Annotated in this window: 13 protein-coding genes; 7 read left to right on the plus strand and 6 right to left on the minus strand. The window is 34.9% G+C overall.

Going from position 1 to position 19,414, the window contains the following annotated elements; translation table 11 throughout:
* Positions 1–11 precede the first annotated feature (11 nt).
* The 3 genes from SCB73_RS20190 to SCB73_RS20200 all read right to left on the minus strand — a co-directional run bounded on the left by SCB73_RS20190 (position 12) and on the right by SCB73_RS20200 (position 5,164).
* Positions 12–3,380, minus strand: a complete 3,369-nt coding sequence (locus SCB73_RS20190; protein WP_320567980.1) for a SusC/RagA family TonB-linked outer membrane protein — start codon at positions 3,378–3,380, stop codon at positions 12–14.
* Positions 3,381–3,771: 391 nt separating this feature from the next.
* On the minus strand, positions 3,772–4,464 hold the full coding sequence (locus SCB73_RS20195) for an SIMPL domain-containing protein (RefSeq protein ID WP_132988989.1): 693 nt from the start codon (positions 4,462–4,464) through the stop codon (positions 3,772–3,774).
* Positions 4,465–4,516: 52 nt separating this feature from the next.
* On the minus strand, positions 4,517–5,164 hold the full coding sequence (locus SCB73_RS20200; RefSeq protein WP_320567981.1) for a rhomboid family intramembrane serine protease: 648 nt from the start codon (positions 5,162–5,164) through the stop codon (positions 4,517–4,519).
* Positions 5,165–5,275: 111 nt separating this feature from the next.
* On the opposite strand from SCB73_RS20200, the gene SCB73_RS20205 reads away from it, so the two are divergent.
* Both SCB73_RS20205 and SCB73_RS20210 read left to right on the plus strand, forming a co-directional pair.
* Positions 5,276–6,151 (plus strand): lysophospholipid acyltransferase family protein, encoded by an 876-nt coding sequence (locus SCB73_RS20205; RefSeq protein WP_320567982.1) that lies wholly within the window; start codon positions 5,276–5,278, stop codon positions 6,149–6,151.
* Positions 6,152–6,376: 225 nt separating this feature from the next.
* Positions 6,377–7,864 (plus strand): glycosyl hydrolase, encoded by a 1,488-nt coding sequence (locus tag SCB73_RS20210; RefSeq protein WP_320567983.1) that lies wholly within the window; start codon positions 6,377–6,379, stop codon positions 7,862–7,864.
* 69 nt (positions 7,865–7,933) lie between these two features.
* Here SCB73_RS20210 and SCB73_RS20215 read toward each other — a convergent pair whose 3' ends face one another.
* The 3 genes from SCB73_RS20215 to glmM form a co-directional block, all read right to left on the minus strand.
* Complete coding sequence (locus tag SCB73_RS20215; protein ID WP_320570063.1) at positions 7,934–8,821, minus strand: IS3 family transposase; 888 nt, start codon at positions 8,819–8,821, stop codon at positions 7,934–7,936.
* Entirely contained in the window at positions 8,767–9,285 is a 519-nt protein-coding gene (locus SCB73_RS20220) for a helix-turn-helix domain-containing protein (protein WP_320567984.1), read from the minus strand. The genes SCB73_RS20215 and SCB73_RS20220 overlap by 55 nt, the downstream gene beginning before the upstream one ends.
* A gap of 82 nt (positions 9,286–9,367) precedes the next feature.
* The gene (glmM, locus tag SCB73_RS20225; protein WP_320567985.1) at positions 9,368–10,756 is read right to left on the minus strand and encodes a phosphoglucosamine mutase; all 1,389 of its coding nucleotides are present in this window, start codon (positions 10,754–10,756) and stop codon (positions 9,368–9,370) included.
* Positions 10,757–10,998: 242 nt separating this feature from the next.
* On the opposite strand from glmM, the gene SCB73_RS20230 reads away from it, so the two are divergent.
* From SCB73_RS20230 to uvrA, 5 genes are all read left to right on the plus strand, one after another.
* The gene (locus SCB73_RS20230; protein WP_320567986.1) at positions 10,999–11,583 is read left to right on the plus strand and encodes an acyl carrier protein phosphodiesterase; all 585 of its coding nucleotides are present in this window, start codon (positions 10,999–11,001) and stop codon (positions 11,581–11,583) included.
* A 27-nt stretch (positions 11,584–11,610) separates the two neighbouring features.
* The gene (gene ggt / locus SCB73_RS20235) at positions 11,611–13,293 is read left to right on the plus strand and encodes a gamma-glutamyltransferase (protein WP_320567987.1); all 1,683 of its coding nucleotides are present in this window, start codon (positions 11,611–11,613) and stop codon (positions 13,291–13,293) included.
* A gap of 85 nt (positions 13,294–13,378) precedes the next feature.
* Positions 13,379–15,163 (plus strand): chloride channel protein, encoded by a 1,785-nt coding sequence (locus SCB73_RS20240; protein WP_320567988.1) that lies wholly within the window; start codon positions 13,379–13,381, stop codon positions 15,161–15,163.
* Positions 15,164–15,227: 64 nt separating this feature from the next.
* Positions 15,228–16,181, plus strand: a complete 954-nt coding sequence (locus tag SCB73_RS20245) for a Fic family protein (protein WP_320567989.1) — start codon at positions 15,228–15,230, stop codon at positions 16,179–16,181.
* 101 nt (positions 16,182–16,282) lie between these two features.
* On the plus strand, positions 16,283–19,114 hold the full coding sequence (uvrA, locus tag SCB73_RS20250; protein ID WP_320567990.1) for an excinuclease ABC subunit UvrA: 2,832 nt from the start codon (positions 16,283–16,285) through the stop codon (positions 19,112–19,114).
* Positions 19,115–19,414 lie beyond the last annotated feature (300 nt).

Raw genomic sequence — 19,414 nt, forward strand, 5'->3', positions numbered from 1 at the left:
GTTGAATAATTTTAAAGTTGGAAATTAAAACCTAAATTAAACTGTCTTGTAGCCAATCCTCCTGTCTCTGGATCTCCAAAATATTTCCATTCTTTAGAAGCAGACCATGTTGCAGCATTTTGTACTGAAGCATAAATCTTTATATTCTTAATGTGCGCACGATCTAAAAGATCTCTTGGAAGCGTATAAGCTATAGAAATGTTGTCTAAACGAACAAAACTACGGTCATATAATCTTCCTGGTGCAACTGGAGTTCCTGCTGGCCCTTTAGCATCAAGACGCGCCCACTCATTTGTTGGGTTGTCAAGTGTCCAATACGGATTTACATATGGATTGAAGTTGAATTTATACAAACTGGCATCGTTGAAAGTGTTCATATAAATTGAACTAAGTGATTTTCCTCCTGCATAAGAATACATACTGATACCTAAATCCCAATTTTTATAAATTTTAAAATCATTACGCATCGACCATTGAACTGGAGGATTTGAATTTCCTAAAAACTGCTTATCTTTTTCATTATAAACCGCTTTTTTATACGCAACACCATCTGCATCTACTGCATCTACATCATCTGCTGTATAACTGTTTTGAACTTTTGGATCTCCAGGACGTTGTCCATATCTTTGAGCTTCTTTCCACTCATCTTTTTGCCAAATTCCTGTTACTTTATAATCCCAAATTTGAGAAATCGGTCTTCCGATAAACCATCCATTTGCTGAATCATCACCTTCTTTTTTCCCAATTACATTACCATTGGCATCTTTAATGTCTACCATATTGCCATATAATGAAATGATTTTATTTTCGTTATAAGACACTCCTAATGAAGTACGCCATTCAAAGTTTGGTTTTTTAATATTCAGTGTGCTAATGCTCAATTCAAAACCTTTATTTTGCACCTCTCCAAGGTTGGTTGCAATTGATGAAAATCCGGTGAAACCAGGTAATGATTGACTCATAATCATATCATGAGTAGATGCTTTGTAAAAATCTAAAGTAGCAGTGATACGATCATGCAAGAAACCTAAGTCAAGACCAATATTATTTGATGTCGTTTTTTCCCATTCCAAATTAGGATTTGCCATACGATCAAGCGCTAAATACTTAAGCTCAAGTGCTTTTCCTGACGGATCTAAATACCCCATAGTTCCAGTATTTACTAAGTTTGCTAAAGAAATGTACGGATCAGCAAGCGATCTGTTTCCGTTTTTACCCCAAGACAAACGCAATTTACCAGTACTCATAGCATCCCATGTAAACCAATTTTCATTTTTAAAGGTCCAAGCCACTCCAAAGGAAGGGAAAACTGCATAAGGGTTTGAAGCTCCAAAAGCTGAATATCCATCACGACGTACAGTTGCTGTCAACATATAGCGGTTATCATACGAGTAGAAAAGTCTTCCCATTAATGCATCTGCAGTTTCATGCGAGTCATAAGATCTAATTGCACTGTTTGCCATTGTTGCTGTGTTCACAAGATGGAAACCTAAAGCATCTGAAGGCTGAATGTTATAAGCATCCATTCCATCTGACCAATAACGACGTTCTTCAGCTTCTTGAACAAAAGTTGCCACGATATGATGTTTTTCTGCAATTGTATAATCCCACGCTAATGTATTATTCAAGTTGTAATCAAATCTTATAGCACTATTTCTATTTGCTCCTGTAGTAGCGGCAGGCCAGTTTGGATTCTGTGTTGATCTGAAATAACGATCGTGGAAAAATTGATAACGAGGAGCAATGTTAAATGAATATGTAATTCCCAAAGGCAATGTTACCTTTGTATTGAAAATAGCATTTAACGTTGTATATCCTGTCTCTTTTTCAATAAATTGACGCTCGTAGTAGTAATTATAATTCTGCCCAGAAACATTTTTTCCCATTGGCTGTCTTTCATAGTTTCCATTTGCATCTATAAAAGTTCCAAATGGACTGGTTCTCATCATGTTGTTATCACCAGCATTGGTACCTAAAGAAGGAGTAACATCTCCATCTGTACGATCTTGGAAATTAACGTTTGCACCAAAGTCAAGCCAATCTGTAATTTTAGCATCAACTTTCATATTAGAACGAGCTGATTTATAATCATTTCCAACAATAGCTCCTTCTGAAGTTAGATAACCAAAAGACATATAATAGTTAACTTTATCTCCTGCTCCAGAAATGCTTAAATTATTGTCATGATTAATTCCGGTTCTAAAAGAACTGTCGCTCCAATCATGCGTTTTATCTGCTAAGAAATTAGCCATTAACGAAGGATCAAAATTCAATCCTAAACGTGTTCCCCATACTTCTTTACTGCTTTTTCCTGCTGTTTGAGTAGCTGGCTGATATGCTAACCATTGCGCTTCAGTAATACCCCATTTCGCTAAATCATTTGGATTTGAAAAATATCCAGGTTTGCCATTAGCCACGGTTCCTGCTATCCATGCTTCGTACTGTTTAGTTGTTGGATTGACACCATAAGTTTGGGCAGTTTCCCAATCTTCACGATATTTTAAGTATCCTTCTGGAGAATACACACCACGATAAGCGCTCTTATTGCTAATTGTTGTGTTTGTAGTAAAGCTAACAATAGGCTTACCTGTTTTTCCTTTTTTAGTTGAAATCAAAATAACCCCTGCAGCCGCTCTCGATCCATATACAGATGCTGCCGAAGCATCTTTTAAAATATCAAGCTGCTGAATATCATCTGGATTTATTTCTGATAATTCACCATAAAACTGCATCCCGTCTAAAATAATAAGCGGTGAATTATGACTTCCTCCCGTATAAACTGAAGTCTGCCCACGAATCTGAATACTTCCCCCTCCTTTTGCTGAAGGGTCATATCCAACTCTTACACCAGGCGTACCTCTTAATACATCTTGAACTGTCTGCGGATTTTGATTTGCAAGCCTCTCAGGCGTTACCTGAACAACTGCTCCCGTTAAATCCTTTTTCTTCATTTTACCATAACCTACTACAACAACCTCTTCTAATGAAGTAGTTGCTTTTTTCATTTTTACAGTAATTGAAGCTTCACCTTTTACAGCAACTTCTGCAGTCACATAACCTAAATAAGACACAACGATCACTGCATTATCGCTATCTACCTTTAAAGTAAATTTTCCGTCAAAATCTGTTGAAGTACCGTTTTTACTTCCTTTTTCTAAAACTGAAACTCCCGGCATCGGCATACCGCTTTCATCGATAACAAGTCCTTTGATGCTTTTTTGTGGAACTGCATCATAAGACTCTGTTGTACTTTTAGAACTAACAGCGTAACCTTGAACTTGAGATAAAGAAAACAATACACAAAGTATCAACATTTTCTTTTTCAAATTAAATCCAGATACACCATTAGGACTTTTTTTAATCCTAATAAAATTTGTCATTTTTGGTTAGTAATTTGTTGGTTAATTAATTAGTTAGTTTGAAAAAATCATTGCAGCGATACTCGAATCGCAAGAATGATTTTACAGAGGCAAATTTGACTAATTAATGGTTTTCACAGGGAGCAATAAAATCCGATTTTGGGTATACTATAGTCTTGTGTCTATATTTTACCCGTGTTTTGTAACCAAAAAATGACATTATTTCAAAAAACTAACACAAAAATTAAATAACCTATAATTATTACTTTGACAATTTCAAGGTTTCAGGTTTCAGGTTTCTAAAATCACCAATCGTGATTTTCGTAAATCATAAAACAAAAAAAAATCCAAATCCCAATTTGAATTGGAATTTGGATTTTGTCCCGAAGCTTCGGGATTGGAATTTAAAAATTTAGTCTAGAACAAAACTCACGCTTACATTAGCTGTAATTTCGATTTCTCCGATTGCTAAAGTTTCATTTGAAGCCCCCATTGAATCTGCAGATTCTTTCATTCTCATTGCAGCATAGACTGGTTGCGGATGATAAACTTGTGAATTATCAGAAATTGTAAAAGCTTTTCCGATTTTTTGACCTAAAACTGATACATAATCTTCTGCTTTTGCTTTAGCATCTTTCATCGCTAATTTTCTTGCTTCGGCTTGTAGTTGTGCTTCTTTAGATGATTCAAAAGAAACACGGTCAATTCTGTTTATTCCTTGTTGCACCAAACCTTCCATCAGTTCATCATATTTAGATAAATCTTTTACGACGATTTCTACAGTTTGAGTAGCATTGTAACTCGTTTTCTTTTTCTCATAATCATATTGAGGATTCAAGGCAACTTGTTTTGTTTTAAAATCTGCTGTTGGGATGTTCATCTTTTTAATGAATTTTAAAACAGCATCCATTTTTTCGTCGTTTTGTTTTTTGACGTCCTTAGCATTATTCCCTTTTGTTTCAACCGTAGCTGAAATACAAACTTGATCAGGCGCTACTTTTACTTTACCTTCGCCATTAACATTTATAAGAGGTATTTGTTTGATTTCTTGGCCGTAAGACATAGTCATAAACATAATTGTTAAAAATAATACTAGTTTTTTCATTTTTGTTATATTTTAAATTATTGATAAGGGCATTCCAAAAGTTATGCCAACCTTACAATTTTCCCAATTTTGCCATTCCAAAAAGTATAATAATTGGGATTGCTAACAGAATCGTCATTAGAGTATGATCTGCAAAAAGTGATGGCATTTTTATCAAAGTGATCAAATAACCGCCTATAGCACCTCCAAAGTGTGCTGTATGCCCAATGTTATCATTTTTGGCTTTCATTCCATAAATCGAATACAATAAATATAAGATTCCAAAAAGATAGGCCGGCATCGGAAGCACAAAGAAAATTCCTAATGTCATGTCAGGATATAATAAGATTGCCGAATACAAAATTCCGGTCACTGCACCCGAAGCGCCAACTGCACGATAACTATAATCGTTTTTATGAAAAAACATGGTAAGCAGGTTTCCAAAAATCAAGCTTCCAAAATAAATCATCGCAAAAGAAATGGTTCCAAGCGTATCGATCACCACTGGAGCAAAAATCCAAAGTGTATACATATTAAGTACTAAATGCATTATATCAACATGCAAAAAACCCGAAGAAAGCATTCTTATTTGTTCTCCCGAACGAATGCTTCCAATATGAAATTCATATTTTCTAAAAAAAGCATAATCATTAAAACCTTTATAACTAAAAAGAACATTAGCCACTATAATTCCAACCAAAACAGTATTGAAGGTACCCATAAAAATTATTTAATTTGAAGTGTAAATATAATCATTCCCAAACACAACTCCGCCCCAAAGCAAAATATCGCCATCTAATCATTTTTCCTGTATATTTGTAAAAAAAATTACATGCAATTTCTTGTCTATATTTTAGCCTATCCTTTGCTTTGGCTTATCTCTATACTTCCATTTCGCTTATTTTACTGGTTTTCAGATTTCGTCTATTTTCTGGTCTATCATGTTATTGGCTATCGCCGAAAAGTAGTTCGCGAAAACCTAGCATTGGCTTTGCCTCATTTGAATGATTCTGAAAGAAAAGTCATTGAGAAAAAATTCTACAGCCATATGTGTGATATGTTTTTGGAAATGATCAAAACCATGAGCATTTCTCCTGAAGAGATGGAAAGACGATTCAAAGTGACTAATCTTGATTTGGTTTTGGATTATGCAAAAAAAGGAAAAAGTGTGATTCTTGTCGCTTCTCATTATGCAAGTTATGAATGGTTGATGACAATCAATCCAAAAATTGGTTTTCAAGGTGTTGCAGTTTACAAAAAGTTGGCAAATCCTTATTTTGACAAATTAGTTCGAAAAATTCGTTCAAAATACAAAACCGAAATGATCGAAACCAGAAAAGCAATTCCAACTATGGCACAAAATCAGCGTGATGGAATTTTAAGCATGTATGGTTTGGCAAGCGATCAATCTCCAAAATTAGATCGTATTTTTCACTCAATGAAGTTTATGGGAGTTGAAGTTCCCGCACATACCGGAGCCGAAATGTTGGCAAAAAAATACAATCTGAGCGTCATATTTGCAGAAGTTAAAAAAACAGGAAGAGGATTTTATGAAGCTACCTTTATCCCGATTGCTGATAATCCAAAAGATTTTCCAGATTTTGAAATCACAGAAATGTATTTAAGAGAAGTTGAAAAACAAATTCTCGAAAAACCAGAATACTATTTATGGACGCACAAAAGATGGAAACATAGAGTTCAGTCTTAAATCTTGCAAAAAAAATCATAGCCCAAAAAGAGAAAAACTTTTTGGGCTATTTTATTTGATGTAAGTTTCAAAAATTCAAAAACTACGTTTTAAGACCTTAAAACAGAATTTTGATGTGTTTTTGTAATGATTTTTCTTGACTTAAAACAAATGCATTTTTAGACAAACAATTTACATTTGAAGCTTGCTAAACTATCCAAAAAAACCATTACAAAATTAATATCCATGATCAAAAAATTACTTTTTACTTTTTTAATAATCTGCATTTCAAAACCCGTTATCGCACAAAAAAGCCCAAAACGAGGAATTGCTTACGGACAAAATAGTACCGCTGACTTAATGGCTTTAAAACCGGGAATTTCATGGTGGTACAATTGGGGAAGAATTCCTGAAAACGATACAAATGACAATTACGCATCTATTGGTGTTGAATATGTGCCAATGGCTTGGGGCAAATTGAACGACAGTGAAGTACAGACTTTTATTAACAATATAAAACCAGGTGCGAAATACTTGCTTGCGTTTAACGAACCAAACTTTAATGACGGAGCACGCTTAACGCCACAAGAAGCGGTAAATGCTTGGGCAAATGTTGAAAAAGTCGCTGCCGCAAAAAACCTAGAAATTGTTAGTGCATCTCCAGCGTACAATGGTCCAAATAATTATGGTGGCTACAGCGATCCTGTTGCATGGCACAATCAGTTTTTTCTTTTATGTCCTAACTGCAAAGTTGATTACATCGCTTTTCATACTTATGATGCTACTGCAAGTTCTGTTGTTGGTGTTACAGGAAATTTGAAAACTTTTAATCGCCCAATTTGGGTTACCGAGTTTGCAAACCGAGTTATTCAAAGTGAAGCCGACAAAATCAATTTTATGAAAAATGTGGTGAGCAGTTTTGAAAACGATCCCGATATTTACAGATATTCTTGGTTTACAGGCCGTGTTCCTGCAGATTGGACTGATATGCAAGAAGGACAATTATTAAGCCCAACAAGCGGCGTTTTGAAACCAATTGGCACTGCATACATCAACGAAAGTTATACTGCAAAAAAAATGGACGTTCCCGGAAAAGTGCCTGCAAATAAACATTACCGCAGAAAAGGAACAGGGCTACAAGCTTCAGGCGATGTTGGCGGTGGCGAGCACGTATCCTCTATTCAAGTTGGTGATTGGAACGAATTTCTATTAAATGTTGCTGATGCTGGAAATTACAACATTACTTTTAGAGTTGCGGCACCTGTAAATAATGGGAAATTTGATATTCTTGTAAACGAAGTTGTGGTTAAAACCGACGAAACTTTCCCTGCAACTGGCGATTGGCAAACCTTTACCAATAAAGATGTAAACGGAGTTTATTTGCCAAAAGGAGAAGTGTATATGAAAATCAAATTCAAATCTGATGGGATGAATTTTAATTATATGAATTTTTCGTTGGCCAATCTTAGCGTAAACGATCCTATTGCTGAAAAAGATTCATTTACGATTTACCCAAATCCGGTCAAGAATCAATCCACGCTTCATGTAAAATCAGTCAATATTGAGCCTTTATTGATACAAATTATTGACATGAAAGGAATTGTTTGTTACCAATCAAAAGATCATTTCACAAACGAAGACATTAAAATTGGCGACAGACTTGCATCTGGAGTTTATATTGTAAAAGCCTCTTATGGAAAAATTCGAAAATCAATTAAAATCATTAAATATTAGAACCTCATAACACCAAAAAAGCCTCTTTTGAAAATTAGACTGCACCCAAAATTTTAGACAAATTTATAATTAAGTTTGATAATGATGAGCTCGATATTTTATCGGGCTCATTTTGTTTAAATTTGATTTAATTCTTTGGTTATTATAATAGATTATATATCTATTGATTTCTTTTTTTAATTGTTCTATTGATTTGAATTTTTGGGTATAAAACATTTCGGATTTTAATATTCCAAAGAAGTTTTCAATAATTGCATTATCCAAGCAGTTTCCTTTTCTTGACATGCTTTGTTTGATTCCTTTTTGTTCTAATAGATGTTGGTAATGTTTCATTTGGTATTGCCAGCCTTGGTCAGAATGAAGTATCAAATTTGTATTGTTTGGTATTTTCCTAAAGGCTTTTTTCAGCATCATAACTACTTGATTGAACACTGGCCTCTCTGTGAGTTCATAGCTGATTATTTCCCCGTTAAACAAGTCGATTATCGGTGACAAATACAACTTGTTTCCAGCTACATTGAACTCTGTTATATCAGTTGCCCATTTTTGATTTGGGGCTTGTGCTTTAAAATTTCTCTCTAGTATATTTGGGGCTATTTTGCCATTTTCACCTCTATAAGATTTATACTTTTTTACTCTAATAATACTCTTCAGCCCCAATAGATTCATTAACCTGAGAACTGTTTTATGATTGATAATCAATCCCCTGTTTTGCAGTTCATCGGTTATCCTTCTATAGCCATAACGCCCTTTATGCTTTTGATAAATGACTTTAATCAGCTCTTTGGCTTCTTTGTATTTATCAGGTGACTTGCTTTGTTTTTGATGATAATAAAAACTGCTGCGTGCCATATTTGCTAGGTTGAGAAGTAATTCCAAACCAAATTTATGCCTTAATTCGTTTATGGCTTTGGATTTTTCCTGGCTTGAATTAAGGCTTGAAGCTTTTTTAGCAATTCATTCTCACAACGAAGTCTTTCGTTCTCTTTTAGCAGTTCTTGCTCTCTTGTCAAGGGCCTGTCTGATTTGCGGTTTTTGCCTTTATTATCACTCATCGATATGGGTCTGCCTCTTTGTTTTGGTTTTAATCCTGTCAGTCCAAAGTTAGCAAAATCTTTTTTCCATTTTAAAATCATGGAAACATTGGGAATATTGAATCTTATGCCAGCCTGCATCAGGGAAAGAGATTCCTTTTCTATGCGTTTGAGTACTTTCAGCTTAAATTCGGCTGAATAGCTTTGGTTGATTCGTGGCAATAAACCAATTTCACCATATGTCTTATAAAAACTGACCCACTTACGAATATTCCATCTTGCAGTCTGCTTCAATTTTGAAACATATCCAGCTGAATATTTTTTCTTTAAAACCAATTCTACACATTCTAATCTAAATGCATAGTCATACTTTGCTTTTCTTTCCATAAAAAATGCCCCGAATAGTGTCTAACTTTTTGGGGCATGTTCAAATTTCAAAAGAGGCTTTTTTTATACTAAAATCAAAGAATTATAATCCTGCAATTACTTTTATTTCATCAATAATTCTCAATGCTAATTTATCAGCTGCTTCTTGCGAAGATGATTCTGTATAAATACGAATAATTGGCTCTGTATTAGATTTTCTTAAATGAACCCATTCTGATGCAAAATCAATCTTAACACCATCAATTGTAGAAATATCTTCGTTTTTATATTTCTCTGTCATTTGAGTTAAAATTGCATCAACATCAATTTGAGGTGTCAATTCAATTTTGTTTTTGCTCATATAATATTCTGGATAAGAAGCTCTCAAAGCAGAAACCGACATTTTTTTATTTGCCAAATGCGTCAAGAATAATGCAACTCCTACCAAACTATCTCTTCCATAGTGCAATTCTGGATAGATGATTCCTCCGTTTCCTTCTCCACCAATAACCGCATTGTTTTTCTTCATTAATTCAACTACATTCACTTCTCCTACAGCGCTCGCCTCATAACTACCGCCGTTGGCTTTTGTAACATCTCTTAACGCACGAGAAGATGACATATTCGAAACAGTGTTTCCAGGAGTTTTGCTTAAAACATAATCTGCGCAAGCAACCAAAGTATATTCTTCACCAAACATTTCGCCGTCTTCACTGATGAAAGCCAAACGATCTACATCTGGATCAACCACGATTCCGAAATCCGCTTTTTCTTTAACAACTAATTCAGAAATATCAGTCAAATGCTCTTTTAATGGTTCTGGATTGTGAGGAAAATGCCCGTTTGGTTCACAATACAATTCTACAACTTCAACTCCCATTAATTTTAGAAGTTTCGGAATAATAATTCCCCCTGAAGAATTTACTCCGTCAACAACTACTTTGAATTTGGCTTCTTTAACCGCTTCAGCATCAACTAAAGGCAAGTTTAAAACCTCATCAATATGTATATCCATGTAAGCGTCATTCGAAATAATTTCGCCTAAACTATCTACATCAGAAAAATCAAAAGCTTCAGCTTCGGCAATTTCAAGAATTTTTGCACCATCGGCACCGCTCAAAAATTCGCCTTTTTCATTCAATAATTTTAAAGCATTCCATTGTTTTGGATTGTGAGAAGCCGTCAAAATTATGCCACCATCAGCCTTTTCAAGAGGAACGGCAACTTCTACAGTTGGCGTAGTTGAAAGCCCAAGATCAATTACATCAATTCCTAGACCTATTAAAGTATTCACTACCAAATTATGAATCATTGGCCCAGAAATTCGAGCATCACGGCCAATTACAACGGTTAATTTTTCTTTTGAAGTATTATTTTTCAGAAACGTTCCGTATGCCGATGCAAATTTTACGGCATCAACAGGAGTTAGGTTATCCCCAACTTTGCCTCCTATTGTTCCGCGAATTCCGGATATCGATTTTATTAAAGTCATTTTTACGAGTTAAGGTTATTTTTATTACAAATATAGAAAAGTTCCTAAGGTTCTAAGTTGCTAAGACAGTAAGATTTTTTAAAAAAGTTGCTAAGTTACTAAGATGCTAAGGTTCTAAGATTTAAATACTAAATTTAGAAGCTAAATATCATTGAGCAAAACGAAATGAAAATCTTTTCATACTTTTACTAAAACAACTTAGTTTCTTAGTAACTTAGTAACTTAGCAACTCAAAATAAAAAATGAATTTCCTTGCCCACATATATCTTTCAGGTGATAACGATTTAATCAAAATTGGCAATTTTATGGCCGACGGAATCCGTGGAAAGCAATTTGAAAATTTCCCACAAGATGTTCAAAAAGGAATTCTTTTGCACCGATTTATAGACACTTATACAGATTCTCACGACATTTTCAGGCAAAGCACCAAGCGTTTACACGAAAAATACCATCATTATGCTGGTGTAATTGTCGATATTGTTTACGATCATTTTTTAGCCAAAAACTGGACAAAATATTCCGATGAAAATCTGGAAAGTTTCATTGATCGATTTTATAAATCTTTAGGAGATAATTATTCTATTTTGACTGAAAAAATACAAGGCTTAATGCCTTATATGATCGAACGAAATTGGCTCTTAAGCTATAGAACAGTTGAAGGAATTCATCAAATCCTGACACAAATGGACCGACGATCTAAAAATGTTTCTAAAATGCAATATGCAAGCGAAGAACTAATAGAATTTTACAACGAATTTGAAGACGAATTCACTTTGTTTTTTGAAGATCTTCGACTAAATGCACAAAAAAAATTAATCTCATTATAAACCAAACCGATTTAATATTCTCCAACCATGAAAAAAATTTCGCTTTTATTCTTTTTTATATCCATTTGCGGCTTTAGTCAGCAAGCAGTTCATCCAACCGGTTTTATAGCCTCAAAAGCGATGGTAGTTTCGGCTCGAGAGGAAGCTTCAAAAATTGGTGCCGAAATTATGAAAAAAGGTGGAAACGCATTTGACGCAATGGTCGCTACAGAACTTGCATTAGCAGTTGCGTATCCATACGCGGGAAATCTTGGCGGTGGCGGATTTATGGTTTACAGAAAAGCAAATGGCGAAGTAGGAAGTTTGGATTATCGAGAAAAAGCACCTTTGGCCGCTTCAAAAAATATGTTTTTGGACAAAGATGGAAATGTCATAAAAGGAAAAAGCACAGAAACGGCTTTGGCAATTGGTGTTCCGGGAACTATTGCCGGAGTTTTTGCAGTTCATAAAAAATTAGGATCATTGCCAATGTCTGAAATTTTAAAACCTGTAATTGCACTTGCTGAAAGAGGTGTTATTGTAACCAAAAAACAGCAAAAACAACTGGAAAATTATCATGATGCAATTGTAAAAGCAAATGGTCCAAATACACTTATGGCCAAAGAATTCAAAGAAAATGACACTATTAAATATCCTGCTCTAGCCAATACTTTGAAAAGAATTTTGAAAAATGGAAGAGATGAATTTTACAAAGGCAAAACTGCTCAAATTTTAGTGGATTATTTAAAGAAAAAAGGCGGTATTGTAACCTTAAAAGATTTGGCGCTTTATGAAGCAAAATGGAGAAAACCGCTTCAATTTGATTATAAAGATTTAAAAATAACTTCAATGGCGCCTCCAAGCAGTGGCGGAATCTGTCTGGCACAAATCATGAAAATGGTTGCGCCATTTTATCTTTCAAAAATGGGACATAATTCCGAACAATCCATCCAAGTTATTGTCGAAGCCGAAAGAAGAGCTTATGCTGATAGAAGTCAGTTTTTAGGCGATCCTGATTTTGTTAAAATTCCGATTGCTGGTCTTTTGTCTGATAGCTATTTAAAAGAAAGAATGTCAAATTTTGATTCAGAGAAAGCGACTTTATCATCTGATATAAAAGAAGGAAAAGTGACTTATAGCGAAAGTACCGAAACCACCCATTACTCGATTGTTGATGCACAAGGCAATGCTGTTGCGGCCACAACAACAATCAACGACGGATTTGGGTCAAAATATTACTGTGATGAATTGGGCTTTTTCTTAAACAATGAAATGGACGATTTTAGTGCAAAACCAGGATCTCCAAATATGTTTGGATTGGTTGGAAACGAAGCCAACAGCATTGCGCCACAAAAAAGAATGCTTAGCTCTATGACGCCAACGATTGTCGAAAAAAATGGAAAACTTTACATGGTTGTTGGCTCGCCGGGTGGCTCTACAATTATCACATCTGTATTGCAGACAATTTTAAATGTTTACGAATACAATTTGAGCATGCAGGAAGCGGTAAATGCACCTCGTTTTCATCATCAATGGTTGCCTGATTTGATTACTTTTGAGCCTAAAGCTTTTAGTGACAAAACATTATCAAGTTTAAAAGCAAAAGGATATTTGATTAACGAAAACACAACGCCAGTAATTGGAAAAGTAGACGCGATCTTGGTTCTTCCTGATAATACTCTTGAAGGAGGTGCCGATTTTAGGGGTGATGACAAAGCTGCAGGATTTTAAATCAAAAAGATTTACATCAAAAAATTGTACAAAATTGAATGTTTAGAACTAAATTTGTATTCCCCAGTAACTTTGTAAAAAAACTATGATAAAACGACTTTTTCGAAAATTAGAAAGCATTATTGCCTTAGCTCAATCTTTACTGACGCCAAAGCAGTTTATATTTTTATCTAGCGTATTAGTCGGTATTTCATGTGCATTTGCTGTAATTGTTTTAAAAACTTTTGCACACAGCGTTTTTTCTTTTGCAACTTACATCAATGGAGTTTTAAAATTGAGTTTCATCAACAGTATCTTGCCGATAATTGGTATCTTATTGACTGTTTTTGTTATCAAAAAAGTTTTAAACGGAACGATTCAAAAAGGGACTTCGCAGATTTTATATGCTGTTGCCAAGAAAGCAAGCATCATTCCGAAAAAACAAATGTATGCGCAGATTGTGACAAGCTCTTTGACTGTGGGTTTGGGAGGTTCTGCCGGATTAGAAAGTCCAATTGTAATTACAGGAGCGGCATTTGGATCCAACTATGCTCAAAACTATAAATTAGCCTATAAAGATCGAACTTTGCTTATTGGTTGCGGTGTTGCCGCCGGAATTGCAGCTGCTTTTAACGCTCCTATTGCCGGAGTCCTTTTTGCGATTGAAGTTTTATTGGTTGATGTAAGCATTTCTGCTTTTACACCAATCATGATTTCTGCCGCTACAGGTGCATTGGTTTCGGCCATTGTTTTAGATGAAACAATCCTTTTGTCTTTTAAAAAACAGGAAGCATTCAATTACCACAATATTCCTCTTTATGTCGTTTTAGGCGTTTTGACGGGTTTTGCGGCAGTTTACTATGCTCGAAATTTTCAGCGCGTTGAACATTATTTTGCTAAAATGGAAATCGGTCCATACAAAAAAGCTTTAATTGGTTCATCACTTTTGGCTCTGCTGATTTTCGTTTTCCCGACTTTATTTGGTGAAGGATATGAAAGCATCAAAACGTTATCTGAAAGTGATCCTGGAAAATTATTAGACAACACTTTATTTGCCGATTTTAGAAACAATCAATGGGTTTTGCTTTTGTTTGTTGGATGTACGATGATGGTAAAAGTCTTCGCATCAGGACTTACACTTGGAAGTGGCGGAAATGGAGGTAATTTTGCTCCTTCCCTATTTTTAGGGTCTTATTTGGGATATTTTTTCTCCAAATTAGTTAGCCTTACCGGTATATCACATTTGCCAATCAGCAACTTTACTATGGTTGGAATGGCTGGAATTTTGAGCGGATTATTTCATGCGCCATTGACCGCGATATTCCTTATTGCCGAAATCACTGGAGGTTACGGACTTATGATTCCGCTTATGATCGTTTCATCCATCAGTTTTGCGATATCAAAACGATTTGAAAAATATTCGCTTGACGTAAAAAATCTTGCCAAAAAAGGTCATGCCTTCACCAGCAATAAAGATTCTAATATTTTATCCACTTTAGATATTGATAGCATTATTCAATGCGATTATCTTACGGTTCATCCAGATGAAAATTTAAGCAAACTGGTTGATCTAATTTCGCATTCAAATCAAGTTGTTTTCCCTGTTGTGAATAATGAAAAAGATTTAGTCGGAATTGTACATTTTAATGATATTCGTGAGATTATTTTCAACGCTTATCGCGTAAAATACACTCAGATTAAAGATGTAATGAAAATTCCAGTTGCAACAATTTCATCTTATGACAGCATGGAAATTGTAATGACAAAATTTGAAAACTCAAAATCCGCATTTTTGCCAGTGCTTCGAAATGAAAAATACTACGGAATCATTTCTAAATCAATCGCACTTGAAGCTTACCGAATGAAATTGCGTTCTATGACAATTGAATAACCCTTAATATCGGATACGTTAAAAATTTTTATTATCCGATATTAAGAAGTATCTTTGTAGGATTATGTTTAATCTTGAGCTGACATACAGAGAAGAATTTCAATCAACCTTTGATCGATTGTACCAAAAAAGGCAGGAACTGCAAAACAGCAGACCATTGCCTAATATCGCCTTGAACAAAATCCGAGAAAGTCTTTCTTTAGAATGGACTTATAATTCCAATAGCATCGAAGGAAATACACTTAGTTTGAGAGAAACCCAAATGGTTATTCAAGAAGGAATTACCATTAAAGGAAAATCACTGCGAGAACATTTTGAAACTCATAATCATGATAAAGCCATTGATTATCTTTACTCCATTGTAGATGAAAATTACAAACTAAGAAGTATTGACATTCTCTCTATTCATGGTTTGGTCATGCGCTCTATTGAAGAAGATTTTGCAGGAAGAATTCGCAATGGAGGTGTTCGCATTTCTGGAGCTAATTTTATGCCTCCAAACGCCAATAAAGTTTCAGATTATTTAGACGAGTTAATCGATTTTATTAATACAAATCCGTTAGGATTAAACGATATTGAACTTGCCACAATTTATCATCATAAACTAGTCTGGATTCATCCTTTTTTTGATGGAAATGGTCGCACCGTTCGTTTAAGCATGAATTTATTATTGATGCGATGTGGTTTTCCACCAGCCATTGTTCTTAAAAACGACAGAAAAAAATATTACGAAGCGCTTAATCAAGCTAATAACGGTAATTATCAAAAATTGACACTTTTAATGTGTCAAGCGCTCGAAAGAACACTCAATATTTATCTAGGTGCGATGCCAGGAAGTACGTATGACTATCAATCTATTCAAAATATTGTTAGCGAGCCCGATACACCTTACGGCCAAGAATATGTCAGTTTGCTGGCTAGAACAGGAAAAATAGATGCTTACAAAGAAGGCAGAAACTGGTACACCACCAAAGAAGCCATCGAAAACTATATGGCAACCCGAAAAAGAAAACGCTGATTTATAATCAGCGTTTTTTGTTACTATTTGTAACATAAACTTTTGCTATCGAGCACTAAAAGAACAAATCAAAGTGGTAACTTTGCGTTTTGCTCAAAATTATGTTAGACAAAGACAATACTATTGAAGTTCTTGGTGCAAGGGTTCATAATCTAAAAAATATCGATATATCTATTCCCCGTGAAAAACTGGTTGTCATTACTGGTTTATCAGGTTCGGGAAAATCTTCTTTGGCATTTGATACTATTTATGCTGAAGGTCAGCGTCGTTATGTTGAAACTTTTTCAGCTTACGCCAGACAATTCCTTGGCGGATTGGAACGTCCGGATGTTGATAAAATCGACGGACTTTCTCCTGTAATTGCGATTGAACAAAAAACAACCAGTAAAAGTCCGCGTTCTACAGTTGGAACTATTACTGAAATTTACGATTTCCTAAGGCTTTTGTACGCACGTGGCGCAGATGCCTATAGTTATAACACAGGGGAAAAAATGGTTTCGTATTCTGATGAACAAATTAAAGATCTGATTATTCAGGATTATAACGGAAAACGAATCAATATTCTAGCGCCGGTAATTAAAGCCAGAAAAGGTCATTATGCCGAATTATTCCAACAAATTACCAAACAAGGATTCTTGAAAGTTCGTGTAAATGGCGACGTTCAAGATCTGGTTGCTGGAATGAAACTGGATCGTTACAAAACACACGATATCGAAATTGTTGTGGATAGAATGGTAATCGAAGATAATCCGGACACGCAAAAGAGATTATCAGAAAGCATCAATACGGCAATGCATCACGGTGAGGATGTCTTGATGATTTTAGATCAGGATTCTAATGAAGTTCGTTATTTCAGTAGAAACTTAATGTGTCCTACAACAGGAATATCGTATCAAAATCCAGAACCGAATTTATTTTCGTTCAATTCTCCAAAAGGAGCTTGTCCACATTGTAACGGATTGGGAACCGTTCATGAAATCAACGTTAAAAAGATTATTCCGAATCCGAAATTATCTATAAAAGCTGGCGGTTTTGCTCCTCTAGGCGAATACAAATCTTCATGGATTTTCAAACAATTGGAAACCATTGGAGAAAAATTCGGATTTAAAATAACCGATCCAATTGAGAAAATTCCAGAAGAAGCGATGCAAATGATTTTGTATGGCGGAAAAGATAAATTTTCTATCAACTCAAAAGATCTTGGCGTAACAAGAGAATATAAAATCGATTTTGAAGGGATTTCTAATTTCATCAAAAACCAATACGATGAAAGCGCCACAACCAGCATAAAACGTTGGGCAAAAGACTTCATGGACGAAATCAATTGTCCTGTTTGCGATGGCTCACGTCTTAAAAAAGAAGCATTATTTTTTAGGGTAAATGAAAAAAATATCACCGAGTTGTGTGATATGGATATTTCAGATTTGACGGCATGGTTTAAAGACTTAGAAAATCATTTAACTGACAAACAGCTTTTAATCGCTTCTGAAGTGGTGAAAGAAATCAAAGACCGTTTGAACTTCCTGATGAATGTTGGTTTGAATTATTTGGCTTTAAGCCGAAGTTCAAAATCACTTTCTGGTGGAGAAGCACAACGTATCAGATTAGCAACCCAAATTGGTTCCCAGTTGGTTGGAGTTCTTTATATTTTAGATGAGCCAAGTATTGGTTTACATCAAAGAGATAACGAAAAACTGATTCATTCTTTGGAACAGTTACGCGATATCGGAAACTCAGTTATTGTTGTTGAACACGACAAAGACATGATTGAAACTGCTGATTATGTTATTGATATTGGTCCGAAAGCTGGAAAATACGGAGGAGAAATTATTAGTATAGGAACTCCAAAAGAAACTTTAGCTTCGGACACTATTACCGCTCAATATTTGAATGGTAAAATGAAATTTGATATTCCGAAGAAAAGAAGAAAAGGAAACGGTAAATTCTTGAAACTTACAGGTGCAACAGGAAATAATCTTAAAAATGTTTCGATTGAAATTCCTTTAGGACAATTAACTTGTGTTACGGGAGTTTCTGGAAGCGGTAAATCAACTTTGATTAATGAAACGCTTTATCCGATTTTAAATGCGTATTATTTTAATGGCGTAAAAAAACCACAACCGTATAAAAAGATTGAAGGTTTAGAACATATTGACAAAGTAATTGATATTGACCAAAGTCCGATTGGAAGAACACCACGTTCAAATCCGGCGACTTATACCGAAGTTTTTACAGAAATCCGAAATCTGTTTACCATGACTTCTGAAAGTATGATTCGCGGTTACAAAGCGGGACGTTTTAGTTTTAACGTAAAAGGCGGACGTTGCGAAACCTGTGAAGGTTCAGGTGTTAGAACAATCGAAATGAACTTTTTACCAGACGTTTATGTAGAATGCGAAGCTTGTCAAGGAAAACGTTTCAACAGAGAGACTTTAGAAATTAGATATAAAGGAAAATCAATTTCCGATGTTTTAGATATGACGGTTGATGAAGCGGTTCCGTTTTTTGAAAATATTCCGAAGATTCACAGAAAAATCAAAACCATTCAGGATGTTGGTTTAGGTTATATTACACTTGGACAACAAAGCACAACGCTTTCTGGTGGTGAAGCGCAACGCATTAAACTAGCAGGAGAATTGTCTAAAAAAGATACTGGAAATACATTTTATATTCTAGATGAACCAACTACTGGTTTGCACTTTGAAGACATTCGCGTTTTGATGGAAGTAATCAATAAATTGGTTGACAAAGGAAACACCATTCTAGTGATCGAACATAATATGGATGTTATTAAACTAGCCGATTATATTATTGATATCGGCCCAGAAGGCGGAAAAGGCGGTGGACAATTGGTTGCCAAAGGAACTCCCGAAGAAGTGGCCCAGAATAAAAAAAGTTATACAGCTAAATTTTTGAAGAAAGAATTAGCCTAAAGACTATTTCTTGAAAAATGAATGGACCAAACTCTATTCATATCGAAAGGTCTGACGGATTTCAATCCGTCATTTTTTTGATAATTGCCTAAAAATGAAATCTTAAGTAATAACTCAACATTATCTCTGGATTACTTTTAGATTATAACCCCTCCTTTTTGTAACAATTCTAATAAAAAGTGTTAATTTAGCATCCGCCTTTTTTCAAAATTTTGAGCTTTGAACGAGAATGTTTCAAATAAACCAATTATTGAATTGAAACCGATTGCCCTAGCCCTGATGGAAGCGGCATCATTTTGT

The sequence above is a fragment of the Flavobacterium sp. KACC 22761 genome, from assembly GCF_034058155.1.
GTDB lineage: Bacteria > Bacteroidota > Bacteroidia > Flavobacteriales > Flavobacteriaceae > Flavobacterium.

Coding starts and splice junctions, on each gene's coding strand:
- ggt (WP_320567987.1), top strand. CDS start 11,611: ATGAAAAAAATTTCGCTTTTATTCTTTTTTATATCCATTTGCGGCTTT.
- SCB73_RS20200 (WP_320567981.1), bottom strand. CDS start 5,164: ATGGGTACCTTCAATACTGTTTTGGTTGGAATTATAGTGGCTAATGTT.
- uvrA (WP_320567990.1), top strand. CDS start 16,283: ATGTTAGACAAAGACAATACTATTGAAGTTCTTGGTGCAAGGGTTCAT.
- SCB73_RS20230 (WP_320567986.1), top strand. CDS start 10,999: ATGAATTTCCTTGCCCACATATATCTTTCAGGTGATAACGATTTAATC.
- SCB73_RS20240 (WP_320567988.1), top strand. CDS start 13,379: ATGATAAAACGACTTTTTCGAAAATTAGAAAGCATTATTGCCTTAGCT.
- SCB73_RS20190 (WP_320567980.1), bottom strand. CDS start 3,380: ATGACAAATTTTATTAGGATTAAAAAAAGTCCTAATGGTGTATCTGGA.
- glmM (WP_320567985.1), bottom strand. CDS start 10,756: ATGACTTTAATAAAATCGATATCCGGAATTCGCGGAACAATAGGAGGC.
- SCB73_RS20195 (WP_132988989.1), bottom strand. CDS start 4,464: ATGAAAAAACTAGTATTATTTTTAACAATTATGTTTATGACTATGTCT.
- SCB73_RS20245 (WP_320567989.1), top strand. CDS start 15,228: ATGTTTAATCTTGAGCTGACATACAGAGAAGAATTTCAATCAACCTTT.
- SCB73_RS20210 (WP_320567983.1), top strand. CDS start 6,377: ATGATCAAAAAATTACTTTTTACTTTTTTAATAATCTGCATTTCAAAA.
- SCB73_RS20220 (WP_320567984.1), bottom strand. CDS start 9,285: ATGGAAAGAAAAGCAAAGTATGACTATGCATTTAGATTAGAATGTGTA.
- SCB73_RS20205 (WP_320567982.1), top strand. CDS start 5,276: ATGCAATTTCTTGTCTATATTTTAGCCTATCCTTTGCTTTGGCTTATC.